Genomic DNA, 17,512 nt, shown 5'->3' on the forward strand with positions numbered 1-17,512 from the left:
AGAGGCGTCCCATCGGGGTCGTCCATCTCATTGTTTCACGCATCTTCTAAGCCTTTACATCCGGAACGGAAACAGGTGATCGGCGTACGCCCCGATTTGGTTTGACCAAGCATCCGTCAAGCAAAGCATAGGCAACAAGAATTCAAAAGTCTGCCGAACTCGGCCTTCTCTTGCAACAAGATTCATAGAATTCAGGGGAATATGTTTAATATTTTTATCAAAACACGTGTATTCTGATCAAGATATGTAAGCTAACCCGCGATAATGCGCGGCGCTTGGGCCTTCTGACCCACCGCAGTTAGGTGTGCTGAGTCCAGTTAGCGTGTTTGGCGACGATGCAAACCGGCCTCGCAAGCCACGATACAAGGGCACAAAATGAATACACCTCTAATGGATATTAGCGAAACGCGAGAGACCGATATATCAGATGCGGTCGAGGTAGCCTTCGCGCAAGAAGACGCGACCGCACTCAACGAAATCCTTGAACGTGTCACGATTAGCGAGGCGCTTCGGGTCGTTCTGGACTTCTCTTCGCAAGACCGAGACAGCATAATATCGCTCCTGTCGCCTGAATTGGCTTCTCGGTTGATCGACGAGGCCCCGCTAGAGGTCGCAGCCGACTTGATGGAAGGGCAAACCCCAGCGAAGGCGGTAGAGATATTCGACGAGTTGGACTCAGATGTGCAGGCAGATGTCATCGCCGAGTTGGACGCCGAGGACGCCGAAGCGCTTTTGGCCGGGATCGACCCCGATGATGCCGCCGGCGTGCGCCGCTTGACCCAATACGCGGCGGGAACTGCGGGTGGCTTGATGCTCGCCGATGCCTTTCAGTTCAGGCGTGACCAAACCGTAGGGGCTGTTCTGCGCAGCCTCGCCAGCGATGACGAAGACCTTGAGCGCTACAATGGCCAACACCCCTACATTATCGACGACAACAACCATCCAGTCGGCGTAGTCTCACTTCGCGGACTATTGACCGCGAAGCGCAGCGGTAGGCTCGAAGACATTATGGTCAAGCCGATGACAGTGCCTGTGCAAGCCTCCCTCACGGAACTTCAGGATCTGTTCAACGACTACGATTTCCTGGGCTTCCCAGTGGTCGACGAGGATGGTGCGCTTGTTGGTGTCGTTTCGCGCATAGCCGTCGACGCGGCCATTCTCGCCCGCTCCGAGACTGAAAACCTGCGTATGCAAGGTATCGTCGGGGACGAGTTGCGGACCATGCCGCTTGCCATCCGGTCACGGCGACGGCTGGCGTGGCTGTCAGCCAACATTGTGCTCAACATCATCGCAGCCAGCGTTATTTCTGCGTACGAAGAAACCCTCGCGGCTGCCATCGCCATCGCCGTCTTCCTTCCCATGGTGTCAGACATGAGCGGTTGTTCGGGCAATCAAGCTGTCGGTGTCACCATGAGAGAGCTTTCCTTGGGGCTTGTACGGCCCAAAGACGCGATGCGCGTCTGGCTCAAGGAGGTATCTGTCGGCGCGATCAATGGGGTGGTGCTGGGCATTTTGATCGGCATTGTGTGTTGGGTTTGGAAGGGCAACGCTTATCTGGGCCTCGTGATAGGTCTGGCCTTGGCGCTGAACACCATGATCGCCGTGTCAATTGGAGGCGTGGTGCCATTGTTGCTCAAGCGTGTCGGCCAAGACCCTGCCGTGGCGTCCGGCCCCTTGCTGACGACCATCACCGATATGGCCGGATTTTTTCTGGTTCTTAGTCTTGCGACACTGATGATGCCGCTACTTCTAAATTGAAACGAAAAGGGCGAACCACATTGATCCGCCCTTTCCTCGTTAGCTCAAGGTCTCGCCTTAGGCGTGCTGCTCTGCAATCGCTGCTGCAAGGGATGCCTCAAAGATCGCCAACCCTTCGTCGATAATCTCGTCTGAAGCTGTCAGCGGCACCATGATCCGCAACGCATTGCCGTGCATACCGCAACCCAGCAAGATTAAGCCGCGTTGCAACGCATGGGCTATCACCGATTTCGTTAGCGCCGCGTCAGGCTTGGCCGTTTCAAAGTCGGTCACGAACTCAACGGCCAGCATCGCGCCAAGCCCACGGATGTCCCACATACGAAGGGGCGAAATACGTGCGCCGATATCGGCAAACCGCTCGCGGAAATATGCACCGAGCGCTGTCGAGCGAGCCAGAAGACCCTCTTCCTCAATAGCCTCGATCGCGGCAAGGGCCGCAGCACAGGCAACAGGGTTGCCGCCATATGTACCGCCCAAACCGCCCGGGATGACCGCATCCATTACTTCGGCGCGACCGATCACACCGGCAATCGGATAGCCGCCCGCCATGGATTTTGCCACGGTGATCAGGTCTGGCACAACGCCGGAATGTTCAATCGCAAACCAGGTTCCAGTCCGTCCGAAGCCCGCTTGAATTTCATCGGCGATCAGCATGATGCCATGGGTATCGCAGATTTCTCGCAGCGCTTTGAGCATTTCGAATGGCACTGGCGTATAGCCGCCTTCGCCCAGCACGGGTTCGATAATGATCGCAGCAACGCGCTCCGGCTGCGCATCGGTCAGGAACAGGTTTTGCAAACCCGTCAGTGCGTCCTGCACGGTGATGCCATCACGCAGACTTGGGAAGGGTGCGCGGAAGATATCGGACGGGAACGGGCCCACGTCCTTTTTGTATGGCGAGATTTTGCCAGTCATGCCCAGCGTCAACAAGGTGCGACCATGGTAGCCACCGGTAAACGCGATCACGCCCGGACGTCCCGTGGCGGCGCGGGCGATCTTGACTGCATTTTCCACAGCCTCGGCACCTGTCGTGACAAGCAGCGACTTTTTGGCGTGATCCCCGGGTGCCAGCGCGTTCAGCTTTTCGGCGAGCGCGACATAGGGCTCGTAGGGGACAACTTGGAAGCTGGTGTGGGTGTAGTGGTCCTCTTGTGCCTTTGCCGCAGCAATAACCTTCGGGTGACGGTGACCAGTGTTGAGAACTGCAATACCCCCTGCAAAGTCGACAAAGCGATTGCCTTCGACGTCCCAGAGTTCGGCATTTTCGGCATGGCTCGCGAAGATAGGCGCGGCAGAAGCAACCCCCCGTGCAACAGCGGCTTCGCGCCGGGCCACCAGATCCGCATTGGTCTTGGTGGGCTGTACAGTTTCCGGTACAATCGAAATGCTCGGCTTGACCTTCGCGGCGGTTTTGCGAGACTTCTTTTTTGCTGTATTCGTCATTTCTGGTCGTCCTTGTAAGGCTGAAGGCCATTTCTCTTGGCGGGCCGTATGATCAAGTGTTTAAAATTCTCAGTAATGCGTTTATTATATGTGTCAATATGCAATCGCACAGTTCAAAGCTTTAGGTCTGAAAATCCGAAATGGTAGCAATCTGCCGTTCGAAAAGTATTTCGATGAGCTGGATCTTGGATTAGGGGTTGTTCTTACGAACAAAAACGGCAAAAGGCGCCACGCGTGGATATTGGAAAAAGACTTCAAGCACTCCGAAAGGCACGTGGTCTGTCACAGCGTGAACTTGCCTATCGTGCAGGCTTGACGAACGGAACGATCTCGCTGATCGAGCAAAATAAGACCAGTCCTTCGGTCGCTTCGCTCAAGAGCCTTCTAGACGCAATTCCTATGAGTATTGCAGAGTTTTTTGCAAACATTGAACAGGAACAACAGGCTAGCTATTTCTATGCTGCGGATGAGTTCATCGAAATTGCCCCACAATCTGATGGTGCTACCGTATCATTGCGCCAACTCGGACAAGCCAGCCAACATGCGTTGCAACTTCTCGACGAAACTTATCCACCAAATGCCGACACCGGGCCCGAGCCGCTGTCCCATATTGGTGAAGAAGCGGGGATCGTGATCCAAGGCGAAATTGAGATCACGGTGGCGGATCAAGTTAAGGTGCTCCGAGTTGGCGAAGGGTACCTCTTTGACAGCCAATTACCCCACCGGTTCCGCAACGTAAGCGATTCCACGTGCCGGATTATCAGCGCCTGCACGCCACCGACCTTTTAGCGTCGAAGCCCCGACAGTTCAGCTGCTTTGGGCCGACTACTACGGTATTGTCACACGAATTGTTTCGGTTGGAGTCGGCAACATTCTTGCGTAACGAATAAGTAGAAGTCCTATTTCAACCATTGAGCTGCACCGGCCCTTCCGACCCGAAAGCCAACTCTGCTGGTGGTGAAGTGGTCACGTCTGAAGGGGCGTCATTCCTATTAGTGGTCATCGGCTGCGACGCAGAAAATCTGACACTTCGGGCTCGAAGCAGACATTCACGGCAACAGCCTAAACCGTCAGTCCCCGACGCCCCGCCAAATCGGTAAAATACTGCCACGCCACACGGCCAGAGCGGCCACCGCGGGTTTGTTGCCACTCGATGGCTTCGGCGCGCAGAGCGTCATCGTCGATCTGCACGTCATGCGCCGCGCAATAGCCGCGGATCATGTCGAGGTATTCGTCTTGCGTGCAGGGATGGAAGCCCAGCCACAGCCCGAAGCGGTCGGACAGGGATACCTTCTCCTCGGTCGCCTCGGAGGGGTTGATCGCCCCGCCCCGCTCGTTCTCGATCATGTCGCGCGGCATCAGATGACGGCGGTTCGAGGTGGCGTAGAAAATCACGTTCTCGGGGCGGCCTTCGATACCGCCATCCAGCACCGCTTTCAGCGATTTGTAATGCTGGTCGTCATGACTGAAGCTCAGGTCGTCACAATAGAGCACGAAACGATTGTCCGACGCGCGCAGCAGGTTCAGCAATCGCCCGATGGAGGGCAGGTCTTCGCGCTGCACCTCTACCAGTTTCAGCGGCAGGCCAGCGGCCACGATGTCGTCATGCACCGCCTTCACCAGCGAGGATTTCCCCATCCCGCGCGACCCCCAAAGCAGCGCGTTGTTGGCGGCAAACCCGTGGGCGAATTGCAGGGTGTTGGCGTGCAGTGTGTCACGGGCGCGCTCGATCCCGATCAGCAGATCAAGGGCGACGCCGTTAACGCTGTGCACAGGCACAAGATGGTCGGGCTCGACATGCCACAGAAAGGCGGATGCACCGTCAAAATCGGGGGCATTTGCGGGCGGCGGCGACATGCGCTCCAACGCTTGCGCAATACGGTCCATCGGGTCGTCGATCATGCCGCTCACGTTACGGGCCGCGATCTTCTGGATGACTCTCACCACCATCGGCATCCGCCTCGGCGTCGAGATCGTCGTCGTCGTCCCAAAGCCCCTGTTCACGCAGCTTGACCTCACGGTCCTTCTCGACGCGGGCAACAAGGAAGATGGAGATTTCGTAAAGGCCGTAGACCACCACGAACAGGATCAGTTGGGTCGTCACGTCCGGTGGCGTCACCAAAGCGGCCACAACCAGAATGCCGACAACGGCATATTTGCGCGTGCTGCGCAGCCCGTCAGCGGTGGCGAGACCCGCCTTGCCCATCAGTGTCAGCAACACGGGAAGCTGGAAGCACAAACCAAAGGCGACGATCATTTTCAGCGTGATATCAAGGCTTTCGTTGACCTTACCGTTAAAGACGATGTCGATACCGGTCTCTCTGGTGGCCTCGGCCAATTCTCCTGACGCGACCATTGCTGCGAAGAAGGAGGGCAGATCCGCAAAGCCCAGAAAGAACTGCATTGCCAGCGGAACCACGATGTAATGCGCGAAAGCCGCCCCCAGCGTGAACAGCAACGGCGACGCGACGAGGAAGGGCAGGAAGGCGTTCTTTTCGTTCTTGTAGAGACCCGGCGCCACGAAGCGCCAGAGCTGGTAGCCGATGACCGGAAAGGCCACGAACAGCCCGCCGACCATGGAAATGCGGATCAGCGTGAAGAAGTATTCCTGTGGTGCTGTGTATTGCATCACAGGGTTGGGATTGCCGAGCGAGCGCATGGTGTTCTCGATCGGAACCAGCAGGAAATCAAGAATGGCGCCGCCGAATGTGAAACAGATGATCATGCCGACGATAAACGCCATCGCCGCGCGGATCACGCGGGTGCGCAGCTCGGCCAGATGCTCGATCAACGGGGCGGAGCTGTCTTCGATATCGCTCTCGGCGCTCATGTGTCGGCTTTCTTGGCTTTAGGCTTGGGCTTGGCTGTGGGCTTCGCCTTCGGCTTGGCGGCAGCTTTCGGTTTTGCAGCCGCTTTAGGTTTTGCAGCTGCTTTCGGCTTGGCGGCTGGCTTGGGCTTCGCAGTGGCTTTGGGTTTGGCTGCTGCTTTCGCCTTCGCCGCTGGTTTAGGCTTTGTGGCTTCGGCTTTTGCTTCTGCCTCTTTCGCCAAACGCGTTTCGGCGGCCTTCGCAGTCGAGGCTTTGATCTTTTCGGCAGCCTCGGCGCGTTCTTTGGCCAGCTTCTTGGTCTCGGAGCCGTCAGGGAATTTGTCAAAATTGGTCGCTTCGCGGATTTTGTCGAGCCCCATCTTCTTGGGGTTTGCCGCCGCTTTCACGGTCTCCGCCACGTCCTTGACGCCCGCCTCGTCGGCGGCATCTTCCATGGCACGGCTGAACTCGCGGGCCATGCGCTTTGCCTTAGCCGTAAATTGCCCCAGCGTACGGAACATGCCAGGCAGGTCCTTGGGGCCCACCACGATCAGGGCCACGAGCCCGATCACCAACAGCTCGGTCATGCCGATGTCAAACATGGCCTGTGCCCCTGTTCCGCATTCCCAACCTGCTCACGAAGATCAGGCTTTGTCTTTTTCGTCTTCAGGTGTGACGTCTTTGACGGCCACGTCGGCGTCGTCCAGCTCTTTGGTGCTGTCATCGACACCCTTTTTGAAAGCGGTGATGCCTTTGCCGACTTCGCCCATCAGGCCCGAGATTTTGCCACGGCCAAAAAGCACAAGCACAACGACGGCGATGAGCAGCAGGCCCGGCAGTCCGATATTGTTCAACATGATTAGGTCTCCCTTGGTCGCACCCGAAAGCTGGGCGCGGATGAGTGTGTCTGCTCTCTATCTAGGGGCTCGAAGGGGTGGGGAAAAGGCGCAAAACGCCGCTGGTGCAGGGAAATCCGCATGAAATGTCACATGGCAGTGCTTGCAGGAAGTCTCCTGACAGGTTTATGTCAGTTGTGGGGTGCCACAAAGCTCATATGGAAACAGAATCACTTCAGGAGCTACCCAATGACCAATACCGCCCAACCTCAGGTCGCCGAAATCGTTACCTTCTCGCTTAAAGATGGCACAGATGAAGCCGCTTTTCTCCAGACCTTGCGCACCACCCAAACCTGGGTGGATGGGATGCCCGGTTTTTTGGGACGTCAAGTGACGCGCGGCCCCGACGGGCGCTGGACCGATCACATCTTATGGACCGATGCGACTTGTGCGAAGGCCGCACAAGACAGTTTCGGCCAACAAGACTTCGCGCCTGATATGGGCGAGGCCTTGAACCATGAAACCGTAGAAATGCGCCATGAGACTGTGTTCATGGCCGCCCCATAATGCACAGATGAGACGCACCGACCGCCTTTTCGATCTAATCCTGCTTCTCAGGGATGGTCGCCTGCACCGCGCCGAGGATTTGGCGCGGTCGCTGGAGGTGTCGGTGCGCACGATCTACCGCGACATGGAAACCTTGCAGCTGTCCGGCGTTCCGGTCGAAGGGGAGCGGGGTATGGGCTACATGATGACCGCCCCGATCACGCTGCCCCCGTTGAACCTGACACTGGTCGAATTGGAGGCGCTGCATCTTGGCATGGCCATCGTCGGCGAGGTCGCGGACGAGGAGCTGCAAAAGGCGGCGCAGTCTCTCTCTGCCAAGATCGACGCGGTTCTGCCCGAGGACCGCACCACCCCACCAACCGGTTGGGGCTTCGCGGTCTACCCGTTCAAGGATGCTGCGAGCGGGTTCCGGTTCATGCCGCAACTTCGCACCGCCATCCGGACACGACAGAAGCTCAGCATCACCTATGCCACCGCCGACGGCGCCCCGAGCGAGCGTGTCATCCGCCCGTTGCAAATGGAGTACTGGGGTCGGGTCTGGACCGTGTCCGCATGGTGCGAATTGCGCAGCGACTTTCGCGTGTTCCGCGCCGACCGCATACGTGCGCTGAAGCCCATGGCCGAACTGTTCGTCGAGGAGCAAGGCAAGTCGCTGGCCGACTTCGTGGCCCAGCAAAAAGCCAACTGCTAGACGCGCTGGAAGCGCGAAATCATCCGGTAGTCCTTCGACGGCCCGACAACCCGCCAGATCGATTCCCACTGAGGCCAGCGGCTGAAATCGTAACTCACATGGTAGAAATCCGGATCACAGTGGTGGTCATCATCCGGCATCAGGCGATCCAGTTCGATCAAATGGAAAGGCCGCCCGTCTTCAAACTCGACGGCGATCTTGCCCGCGTGCTCCCCTTCAAAACCGCGCCAGATATAGCGGCGGGTGGCGAGCATTGCGGCTTGCTGGCCGTAGACCAACTCCCCCTCCTCCGCGTAGAGCAACTCCAACGGCCCCACGCGGGTGAAGTTGGCGGTGCCGGATAAACGACCCTCAATGTCATTGCGGCGATCTTCGATAATGCGCGCCAGCTGCCAATCACCTTCGAATTGATCCAAGCTTATATGCATCCGGTCCTCTTACTGTGCATCGACACCGATCGTCCCTGCCCCACTGTCGCCGACAAACTTTAAGGCCCCGTTATCCGCGTGCCGTTCCATAGTAAAGCACGCCACCCGTCGGCAGGTGACCACTGGCTGCAATATTTGTCGCCTTCAACGCGCCAATCCCCCCGATTGCCGCGCCCGTTTGTGTAGCGTGTCCGAGTAGAGGCGTAGAAATGCCGGCTCGCTTTGTCATAGATCAAGCCGCGATCCCGCAGCGCATTCTCACTCTTGGCGCCGGTCATCGGGTCCCAACCCGTATCTGTCCAACAGGACAAGCATATCACAATTGTTGCCGCGAGGGCAGCGACGCGCTGTCTCATGGGCGCTATCTGCGGTTGTTCCTTATGGGGCGGCAGTCTAAGACCCCCTCACCTGCCACATAAACTATGAGAGCGCTTGAAATGATCCCTCGCTATTCCCGCCCCGAGATGGTTGCCATCTGGTCCCCCGAGACCAAATTCCGCATCTGGTACGAGATCGAGGCCCATGCCTGCGACGCGATGGCCGATCTGGGCGTGATCCCGCGCGAGAACGCTGATGCGGTCTGGAAAGCCAAAGATGTGGAATTCGACGTGGCCCGCATCGACGAAATCGAGGCCGTCACCAAGCATGACGTCATCGCCTTCCTGACCCATCTGGCAGAGCATGTAGGGTCTGACGAAGCCCGCTTCGTGCATCAGGGCATGACCTCTTCCGACGTGCTTGATACCTGCTTCAACGTCCAGCTTGTGCGCGCCGCCGATATCCTGATCGCCGATGTGGAAGGCCTGCTCGCTGCCTTGAAACGCCGCGCGCTAGAGCACAAAGACACCCTGCGCGTTGGCAGATCGCACGGCATCCACGCCGAGCCCACCACGATGGGCCTGACCTTCGCGCGCTTCTATGCCGAGATGGACCGCAACCTGACCCGCCTGCGCACCGCCCGTGACGAGATTTCCACCGGTGCCATTTCCGGTGCAATCGGCACCTTCGCCAATGTCGACCCCGCCGTGGAGGCCCATGTCTGCGAGAAGCTGGGCCTGACGCCTGAACCCATCTCCACCCAAGTCATCCCCCGCGACCGCCACGCCGCCTTCTTCGCGGCCCTTGGGGTTGTTGCCTCCTCGATTGAGAACATCGCGACGGAAATCCGTCATATGCAACGCACCGAGGTTCTGGAAGGCGCGGAGTTCTTCTCCATGGGCCAGAAAGGCTCCTCGGCTATGCCGCATAAGAAGAACCCGATCCTGACGGAAAACCTCACGGGTCTGGCGCGCACCGTTCGCATGGCCGTCGTCCCCGCGATGGAAAACGTGGCGCTTTGGCACGAACGTGACATCTCCCACTCCTCGGTGGAACGCATGATCGGCCCTGACACGACAATCACATTGGATTTCGCCCTCGCGCGGCTGACGGGTGTGATCGACAAGATGCTGATCTTCCCCGACAACATGCTCGACAACATGAACAAGTTTCCCGGTCTGGTGATGTCCCAACGTGTGTTGCTCGCTCTTACGCAAGCTGGTGTCAGCCGCGAAGATGCCTACGCGATGGTGCAACGCAACGCCCTGAAAGTTTGGGAGCATCGCACTGATTTCAAAGAGGAATTGCTGGCAGACGAAGACGTCGTGGCAGCCCTCGGCGCCGATGCAATCGAAGAGAAATTCGACATGGGCTACCACACGAAGCATGTCGACACGATCTTCAAACGCGTGTTCGGCTAAGGCCGCCACGACAATACTCTGCCCAAAACGCCCGCCATCTGCGCGGGCGTTTTGATTTTTTACAACCTCGTGCTATCTTTCCTGTCACACACCAACAGGAGAGACTCTCAGATGAAGACCAAAACGCTCTTGGCCGCTCTGGCCCTCACCCTGACACCCGCACTCGCCTCGGCAGAGTGCGCCTTTGGTCAGCACAAGCAGGCTGCGTCGTGCCAAGCGGGGTCCACATGGGACGCTGAAACAGGCACCTGCGTGGCTCAGCCAACCGGCTAAAACACTGCAATCTAAAGGCGGCGCGGCTCATTCCGCGCCGCTTTTGCTGCATTTGGCTAAAACCCCTCCTATCTCCCCCCGCTCTCCTCACAATCCGTTAACGCCTGCTTGGTCTACTGCGCGGTGCGAGAATACAATTGGGGACGGGACATGCCATGGATTTGGTAGCACAACCGCGTGCGGGCGCGGGATTTGGCATTGGTGGCAAGGTTGCCACCACGGCTTTTGCATTTGACGGGTCAGACAAGCCACTGCACCTCAGCGGCGCGCAAAAAGCGGCGGTGATCGTGCAAATGATCCTGCACGCGGGCGGAGCGATCCCGCTCTCGGTGATGTCCGAGGCCACGCAGGTGCATCTGGCCCGCGTCTATGCCTCCATGGGCCCGATCAACAAGGCGACAGTGGCCTCGGTGCTGGCGGAATTTGCCGAGCATCTGGACGCGCATGGTCTCAGCTTTCCCGTCGACACCTCCGCCGCGCTGGATGCGCTGGAAGGCAATCTCAGCGACAGCCTGTTGGCGCGCATGCGCCAGATCCATAGCCCGACCCTGCCCAAGAACACATGGGAGATGATTGCCGAGATTCCACCCGAGGAACTGGCCAAACGTATCACCACGGAAAGCCCGCGGGTGGCCGCGATCATCATGTCCAAGTTGCCGCCCGCCGCCTCCACCAATGTGATGGATTTGCTTGACATTGAAACGGCAAACGCCGTGACATTCGCGATCTCGGAAACAGGGGCGGTTCAATCTGAAACCGTTGATATTGTTGCGCAAACCATTCTTCAAAGCGGTGATGCCGGCACTGAAAGCGGAGCATTCACAGCCAAGCCTGTGGCCCGCGCGGCTTCCCTGCTCAACGCGGCAGGCGCCACCCAGCGCGACGCGGTGCTTGATGCATTGGACACACTCGACGCCGTATTCGCCGCGCAGGTGCGCAAGGCGATCTTCACCTTCGCCGACATTCTGACACGGTTGCAGCCGACGGATGTGCCAGCTCTTATCCGCGTCCTGCCGGGCGACGAGTTGAACGCAGCCTTGAAAGCCGGATCGGAAGAACACGGAGACGTCGTCGATTTCATTCTGGAAAATCTGTCCAAACGCATGGCCGACGCCATCCGCGAAGAGCTGGGCGAGATATCCCAGCTGACCGGCAAAGCCGCAGAGGCGGCGATGGGCAAGCTGACCGCTGCGATACGACAGCTGGAGGAATCGGGCGATATAACCCTGATCGCTATCGAAGACGACGCCTAGCGGAGTTCCAGCAGTTCGATCCGGTTTCCGAAAGGGTCATTCACATAGACGCGCCTGATGTCCGGCAAATCCGTGTCGGTGCGTGGCTCTACCCCGTGCGCCTTCAAATGCCGGATGGCTGCATCCAACGACGTGACCTGAAATCCGGGATGCGCTTTCTTGGCTGGTGCAAATGGCGTCTCGACGCCTAGATGCACCCGCACCGATCCCGCCTCGAACCAGACACCACCACGCCCTTGCAACGCCGCGGGCTTGGGAGTTTCAGTGAAGAGCAAAACACCGCAGTAGAACTTCCGCGCGTCGTCTTCGCCTCCGGCGGGCATCGCCAATTGTATATGGTGTAGCGCGTCAATCATCGCGCCCCCTTTTCCGGTCCACAATTGCGAAAAGGGCGGACCCTTACAGGCCCGCCCCAATCTTTAATACTCAAACCCGGCACGCCGGATCAATGCGTAACCGCACCGGATCCTTCGCCACCTTTGGCAGCCAGTGCCGCCGCCGCCGCTTCTTCCGCAGCCTCGTCCCATTCGATGGACTCAGGCTCGGACACAAGCGCCAGTTTCAGCACTTCCGAGACATGGCTGACCGGAATGATGTCCAGACCCGCTTTCACGTTGTCCGGAATTTCGGGCAGGTCTTTCTCGTTCTCTTTCGGGATCAGAACGGTTTTGATACCGCCCCGCAGCGCCGCCAACAGCTTTTCTTTCAAGCCGCCGATAGGCATCGCATTGCCGCGCAAGGATACCTCGCCCGTCATAGCGATATCCTTGCGCACCGGAATCTGCGTCAGCACCGATACGATCGACGTCACCATCGCCAAACCGGCCGACGGGCCATCCTTCGGGGTCGCCCCGTCCGGCACGTGCACGTGGATATCAATTTTGTCGAAGGTAGGTGGTTTCACACCAATCTTCGGCGAGACGGAGCGCACATAAGATGACGCCGCATCAATCGATTCCTTCATCACGTCGCCCAGCTTACCGGTGGTTTTCATCCGGCCTTTGCCCGGCAGGCGCAGCGCCTCGATGGACAGTAATTCACCGCCGACTGAGGTATACGCCAAGCCCGTCACAACACCGATCTGGTCGTCCTGTTCGGCCAACCCGTAGCGATATTTCTTGACGCCAAGATAGTCGTCCAGATTGTCCGGCGTGATCTTAACCGAAGTCTTATCTTTACGGACGATTTGGGTCACGGCTTTGCGCGCCAGCTTGCCGATTTCACGCTCCAGATTCCGCACGCCCGCCTCACGGGTATAGGTGCGGATCATTTCCATCAGCGCCTCGTCGGTCAGCTCGAACTCGCCTTTTTTCAGGCCGTGATTCTTGATCTGCTTGGCGATCAGGTGCTGCTTGGCAATCTCGGATTTTTCGTCCTCGGTGTAACCCGCCAGCGGGATGATCTCCATGCGGTCCAGAAGTGGCCCAGGCATGTTGTAGCTGTTCGCTGTGGTCAAAAACATCACGTTCGACAGATCATATTCCACCTCAAGGTAGTGGTCGATGAACGTGCTGTTTTGCTCCGGATCAAGCACCTCAAGCATGGCCGACGCAGGGTCGCCACGGAAGTCCTGCCCCATCTTGTCGATTTCATCGAGCAAGATCAGTGGGTTGGTCGTTTTTGCCTTTTTCAGCGCCTGAATGATCTTACCGGGCATAGAACCGATGTAAGTCCGGCGGTGACCGCGAATTTCAGATTCGTCGCGCACACCCCCAAGGGAGATACGGATGAACTCGCGCCCCGTCGCCTTGGCCACGGATTTCCCAAGCGAGGTTTTACCCACGCCGGGAGGGCCCACAAGGCACATGATCGGGCCTTTGAGCTTCTTGGAGCGTTGTTGCACGGCCAAGTATTCGACGATGCGTTCTTTAACCTTTTCAAGACCATAGTGGTCGTCATCCAGCACTTTCTGGGCTTTGACCAAGTCCTTCTTGGTGCGCGAGTTCACGCCCCACGGAATCGCCAGAATCCAGTCCAGATAGTTGCGCACGACGGTGGCTTCCGCAGACATCGGGCTCATGTTCTTGAGCTTTTTCAGTTCCGCATCGACCTTTTCCTTGGCCTCTTTGGACAGCTTGGTCTTGGCGATTTTCGCTTCCAGCTCGGCCACTTCGTTCTGGCCTTCCTCGCCGTCGCCCAGCTCCTTCTGAATGGCTTTCATTTGCTCATTCAGATAATATTCACGCTGGGTGCGCTCCATCTGGTTCTTGACGCGGGATTTGATCTTTTTCTCGACCTGAAGCACGGACATTTCACCCTGCATCAGCCCGTAGACCTTCTCCAGACGCTCGGCCACGGACAGCGTTTCCAGCAGCTCTTGTTTCTGGTGCACTTCGACGCCCAAATGCCCGCCCACAAGGTCGGCGAGCTTCTCGGGAGCTTCGGATTCCGCAACCGAGGCCAGGGCCTCTTCGGGGATGTTTTTCTTCACTTTGGCGTAGCGGTCGAACTCTTCACCGACCGATTTGACCAGCGCGTAAATCGTTGTCTCGTCGCCCAGAGTTTCTTCCAACTCCACGGCTTTCGCTTCGAAAAAGCTATCATTTTCAACGTACTCGACAATTTTCACACGCGAGCGGCCTTCGACCAGTACCTTTACGGTACCGTCGGGCAGCTTCAGCAATTGCAGCACATTTGCCAGCACGCCAACTTCATAGATTCCGTCAGAGGACGGATCATCCTCGGCAGGGTCCATCTGGCTCGACAGCAAGATTTGCTTGTCGTCCTTCATCACCTCTTCCAAGGCGCGCACGGACTTATCGCGACCCACGAACAGCGGCACGATCATATGCGGGAACACCACGATATCGCGCAGCGGCAAGACGGGGTAGGACAAGGTTGTTTGCTCGGTCATCTTTTTTCCTTTTTGGCAAGATCGCCAAGGTCCCGCTGAGGCAGCAACCATTGGGCAATCTCCGGTATCGGACTCAAAGGTGGGGACCACCCGCACCTCTTTCAACCATCCACCGAATTGGTTGACGCCAGTGTGACCGCGCAAAGCGCCGGATACAAGCGGATCACAGGGTAAATTTCGTCCAAATTCACCCTAGATGAGACATTGGAAACGCCAATTCCAGCCTCACTCATGCCCAATTGCTTGGCTAGCTAAAGGTATAACAAGTGAAACAAACCTACAGGCACATCTGAATGCTCACGCTTCTTATACGTCATTATCGCCGCTTCGCCGTATTTTCGGGCGGGTTGGCGTTGTTCTGCGCGGCAGAGCTGGCTGGATCAGGGCTGAACCTTTCCCTGCTCAGCTATGTCGGCACCTTCGTTGTGTCGTTCATACTGTTCTCAATTGTGGCTGTCGGCGTTTACGCCGTCGTTCCGCGCTATCGCGGTCTGCTGGAAATCACCGGAATTGCCGCCTTCGCCACAGCGGCATTATTGTTTTACGCGTCCAAGTACGGCTTTGACGGCCATCTGCACGGCATCGGCGGGATCGTCATCCTTGTCCTGCTCACAGGGCTTTTCTGGGCCGGGCTTCACAGCAAACTATCGCGCAAGATCGGGGCCGAAACGACCTGGCGTGATCGCTATTCCGGCCATGTGCCCTACCCTGCCCGCCTGATCTGGCGTCATGTCATTCCGGGTGCCGCAGAGCCGTCAGACCATTGCACCGGCATGATGGCCCGCTATGACGAAGACGAAGAAGACCCCGACACCGTTCATGTGACCTTCAAAGGCCGCAAGGACCGTGCCGCAAAATACATGCTGACCTTTCTGGAGCGCGACCAGCCATCAGCCTGCCGCTTCTTTTTTCAAGGTACAGAGGCTGACGGCACCGTTGTCGACGGCATCTTCTCGCTGCGGACAACGGTTTTAGAGCGCAACACCTGCTTCCTGTCCTGCGTGGAAGAGCGGTCGGGCCTGAGCATCGGCAGCCTTGTAGAGCGTTGGTTCGACGACTCCCTTGGCTACCAGCACGACAAGCTTCTGGAGATGCTCGACGCGCGGTATGGCGAAACCTACGGCACCCGCAAATCAAGCATGTTGGCGACCGAATAAGCCACCGGTCAAACACATCTGGCGCAAGCGGGCTTAACTGGTCTAGCCTGCGCCTATGATCACCCTGACTTACGACATCGAGGAAGCCGAATTCATGGACGCCGCCGGCGCGCTCTGGTCGTATCGGGGCATCGGTGATCTGGGCAATTGGATACTGGCGGCGATCTCCCTGTTTTCAGGCCTGAGCCTGATTTACTGGGGTCTCGATATCGGCTGGATTTGGGTCGGCACCGCCGCCCTGTTCGTCGTCATAACGCTGCTGCGGAATTTTCTTTGGCGACGCGCCTACCGGCGGATGACGAAATACAGCGCACCGATTACCGCCATCTTTACCCGAGACGAGGTTCAGACCAGCTCTGCCGAAGGCCAGTCCAAGCTGCCTTGGACGGCGTTCAAGAAATACGCCGAAACACCGGACTACTTTTTCCTGCTCATGCCACCACGCGGGCTTTCGATCATCCCCAAGCGCGCGGCCAAGGACGATTGGGAGCTTGAAACCCTGCGCGACATGATCACAGGCAACCTGCCCCGCGCCAAAATGCGCTGGACGTAAACCCTATAGCGGCTCGATATCCCCAAGCGCACGGGTCTCGTGGAAGGTCTTCACGAAGCCGGCCAAATCACCCGCAGCAATCGCAGCGCGCAGCCCCGCCATCAACTCCTGATAATAGTGCAGGTTGTGCCACGTCACGAGCATTGACGAGATCATCTCCTGCGCACGGAACACATGGCTCAGATAGGCCCGCGAATACTGCGTGCAACACGGGCAGGTGCAATCTTCGTCCAGCGGCCTCGGGTCATCCATGTGACGCGCATTCTTGACGTTGACCACGCCGCGGCGCGTAAAGGCCTGCCCCGTGCGACCGGACCGTGACGGCAGGACGCAATCGAACATGTCGATGCCCCGCTCTACTGCGCCCACGATGTCGTCAGGCTTGCCCACGCCCATCAGATAGCGCGGCTTGTCTTGCGGCAACTGCTCCGGCGCGTAGTCGAGACAGCCGAACATCGCCTCCTGCCCCTCACCCACGGCAAGGCCGCCAACCGCGTAGCCGTCAAAGCCGATCTTGGTTAACGCCGCAGAACTTTCAGCGCGCATGTCCTGCTCCAACCCGCCTTGCTGGATGCCGAACAACGCGTGGCCGGGGCGGTCGCCAAACGCCTCACGCGATCGTGCGGCCCAGCGCATCGACAATTGCATGCTTTCGTTGATCCGCGCCCGATCTGCAGGCAACGCGGGGCATTCGTCAAAGCACATCACAATATCAGAGCCGAGCAGCTTCTGGATTTCCATCGACCGTTCGGGGGACAGCATATGCTTGGAGCCGTCGATATGCGATTTGAACGTCACGCCTTCCTCGGTCAGCTTGCGCAACTCGGCAAGGCTCATCACCTGAAACCCGCCGCTATCGGTCAGGATCGGGCGGTCCCAGTTCATGAATTTGTGCAGGCCACCAAGCTTGGCAATCCGCTCCGCCGTCGGGCGCAGCATCAAATGATAGGTGTTGCCCAGCAGGATATCGGCCCCCGTGGCGCGCACACTTTCTGGCATCATCGCCTTAACTGTTGCGGCTGTCCCCACCGGCATGAAGGCCGGCGTGCGGATGTCGCCACGCGGGGTGGAAATGATGCCCGTGCGGGCCTTGCCGTCAGTGGCGTGAATGTCAAACTGAAATCTCTGTGTCATGGCTGTCGCTTTAGGGCTAA

General features: G+C 58.1%; 18 protein-coding genes. 9 read left to right on the top strand and 9 right to left on the bottom strand.

Going from position 1 to position 17,512, the window contains the following annotated elements; translation table 11 throughout:
- The first annotated feature begins 375 nt into the window (after positions 1-375).
- Entirely contained in the window at positions 376-1,758 is a 1,383-nt protein-coding gene (mgtE, locus tag BDE40_RS07900; protein WP_246030392.1) for a magnesium transporter, read from the top strand.
- A gap of 57 nt (positions 1,759-1,815) precedes the next feature.
- Here mgtE and gabT read toward each other — a convergent pair whose 3' ends face one another.
- Complete coding sequence (gene gabT, locus BDE40_RS07905) at positions 1,816-3,201, bottom strand: 4-aminobutyrate--2-oxoglutarate transaminase (RefSeq protein WP_211342417.1); 1,386 nt, start codon at positions 3,199-3,201, stop codon at positions 1,816-1,818.
- A gap of 234 nt (positions 3,202-3,435) precedes the next feature.
- On the opposite strand from gabT, the gene BDE40_RS07910 reads away from it, so the two are divergent.
- Positions 3,436-3,990, top strand: coding sequence for a cupin domain-containing protein (locus tag BDE40_RS07910; RefSeq protein ID WP_134013986.1), 555 nt, complete (start codon positions 3,436-3,438; stop codon positions 3,988-3,990).
- Positions 3,991-4,263: 273 nt separating this feature from the next.
- Here BDE40_RS07910 and BDE40_RS07915 read toward each other — a convergent pair whose 3' ends face one another.
- The 4 genes from BDE40_RS07915 to BDE40_RS07930 are packed head-to-tail and all read right to left on the bottom strand — an operon-like array spanning position 4,264 to position 6,864.
- The gene (locus tag BDE40_RS07915) at positions 4,264-5,103 is read right to left on the bottom strand and encodes an ATP-binding protein (RefSeq protein WP_134014715.1); all 840 of its coding nucleotides are present in this window, start codon (positions 5,101-5,103) and stop codon (positions 4,264-4,266) included.
- Positions 5,104-5,113: 10 nt separating this feature from the next.
- Positions 5,114-6,031: a twin-arginine translocase subunit TatC gene (gene tatC / locus BDE40_RS07920; RefSeq protein ID WP_134013988.1), complete on the bottom strand. Its 918-nt coding sequence runs from the start codon at positions 6,029-6,031 to the stop codon at positions 5,114-5,116.
- Positions 6,028-6,609, bottom strand: a complete 582-nt coding sequence (gene tatB / locus BDE40_RS07925) for a Sec-independent protein translocase protein TatB (RefSeq protein ID WP_134013990.1) — start codon at positions 6,607-6,609, stop codon at positions 6,028-6,030. The genes tatC and tatB overlap by 4 nt, the downstream gene beginning before the upstream one ends.
- 42 nt (positions 6,610-6,651) lie before the next feature.
- Positions 6,652-6,864 carry a twin-arginine translocase TatA/TatE family subunit gene (locus tag BDE40_RS07930; RefSeq protein ID WP_073139825.1) on the bottom strand — a complete coding sequence of 71 codons (213 nt, stop codon included), beginning with the start codon at positions 6,862-6,864 and terminating at the stop codon, positions 6,652-6,654.
- A gap of 228 nt (positions 6,865-7,092) precedes the next feature.
- On the opposite strand from BDE40_RS07930, the gene BDE40_RS07935 reads away from it, so the two are divergent.
- Both BDE40_RS07935 and BDE40_RS07940 read left to right on the top strand, forming a co-directional pair.
- Complete coding sequence (locus BDE40_RS07935) at positions 7,093-7,410, top strand: antibiotic biosynthesis monooxygenase family protein (RefSeq protein ID WP_134013992.1); 318 nt, start codon at positions 7,093-7,095, stop codon at positions 7,408-7,410.
- A gap of 7 nt (positions 7,411-7,417) precedes the next feature.
- Positions 7,418-8,101, top strand: coding sequence for a helix-turn-helix transcriptional regulator (locus BDE40_RS07940; RefSeq protein WP_134013994.1), 684 nt, complete (start codon positions 7,418-7,420; stop codon positions 8,099-8,101).
- Here BDE40_RS07940 and BDE40_RS07945 read toward each other — a convergent pair.
- Entirely contained in the window at positions 8,098-8,529 is a 432-nt protein-coding gene (locus BDE40_RS07945; protein WP_134013996.1) for a DUF6314 family protein, read from the bottom strand. The genes BDE40_RS07940 and BDE40_RS07945 overlap by 4 nt on opposite strands.
- Positions 8,530-8,966: 437 nt before the next feature.
- Here BDE40_RS07945 and purB point away from each other — a divergent pair, with 437 nt between their 5' ends.
- The 3 genes from purB to BDE40_RS07955 all read left to right on the top strand — a co-directional run bounded on the left by purB (position 8,967) and on the right by BDE40_RS07955 (position 11,794).
- Positions 8,967-10,268: an adenylosuccinate lyase gene (gene purB, locus BDE40_RS07950; RefSeq protein WP_134013998.1), complete on the top strand. Its 1,302-nt coding sequence runs from the start codon at positions 8,967-8,969 to the stop codon at positions 10,266-10,268.
- 111 nt (positions 10,269-10,379) lie between these two features.
- Complete coding sequence (locus BDE40_RS18195) at positions 10,380-10,541, top strand: hypothetical protein (protein WP_162848056.1); 162 nt, start codon at positions 10,380-10,382, stop codon at positions 10,539-10,541.
- A 155-nt stretch (positions 10,542-10,696) separates the two neighbouring features.
- Positions 10,697-11,794: a FliG C-terminal domain-containing protein gene (locus BDE40_RS07955; protein WP_134014000.1), complete on the top strand. Its 1,098-nt coding sequence runs from the start codon at positions 10,697-10,699 to the stop codon at positions 11,792-11,794.
- On the opposite strand, the gene BDE40_RS07960 is transcribed toward BDE40_RS07955, so the two are convergent.
- On the bottom strand, positions 11,791-12,150 hold the full coding sequence (locus BDE40_RS07960; protein ID WP_134014002.1) for a VOC family protein: 360 nt from the start codon (positions 12,148-12,150) through the stop codon (positions 11,791-11,793). The genes BDE40_RS07955 and BDE40_RS07960 overlap by 4 nt on opposite strands.
- A gap of 89 nt (positions 12,151-12,239) precedes the next feature.
- Positions 12,240-14,648 carry an endopeptidase La gene (gene lon / locus BDE40_RS07965; protein WP_134014003.1) on the bottom strand — a complete coding sequence of 803 codons (2,409 nt, stop codon included), beginning with the start codon at positions 14,646-14,648 and terminating at the stop codon, positions 12,240-12,242.
- 293 nt (positions 14,649-14,941) lie between these two features.
- On the opposite strand from lon, the gene BDE40_RS07970 reads away from it, so the two are divergent.
- Both BDE40_RS07970 and BDE40_RS07975 read left to right on the top strand, forming a co-directional pair.
- On the top strand, positions 14,942-15,805 hold the full coding sequence (locus tag BDE40_RS07970) for a hypothetical protein (protein ID WP_134014004.1): 864 nt from the start codon (positions 14,942-14,944) through the stop codon (positions 15,803-15,805).
- 55 nt (positions 15,806-15,860) lie between these two features.
- The gene (locus BDE40_RS07975; RefSeq protein ID WP_134014006.1) at positions 15,861-16,358 is read left to right on the top strand and encodes a YcxB family protein; all 498 of its coding nucleotides are present in this window, start codon (positions 15,861-15,863) and stop codon (positions 16,356-16,358) included.
- 3 nt (positions 16,359-16,361) lie between these two features.
- Here the strand turns inward: BDE40_RS07975 and tgt are convergent, their stop codons facing one another.
- The gene (gene tgt, locus BDE40_RS07980) at positions 16,362-17,492 is read right to left on the bottom strand and encodes a tRNA guanosine(34) transglycosylase Tgt (RefSeq protein WP_134014008.1); all 1,131 of its coding nucleotides are present in this window, start codon (positions 17,490-17,492) and stop codon (positions 16,362-16,364) included.
- Positions 17,493-17,512: the final 20 nt, after the last annotated feature.

The organism is Litoreibacter halocynthiae (assembly GCF_004365635.1).
GTDB lineage: Bacteria > Pseudomonadota > Alphaproteobacteria > Rhodobacterales > Rhodobacteraceae > Litoreibacter > Litoreibacter halocynthiae.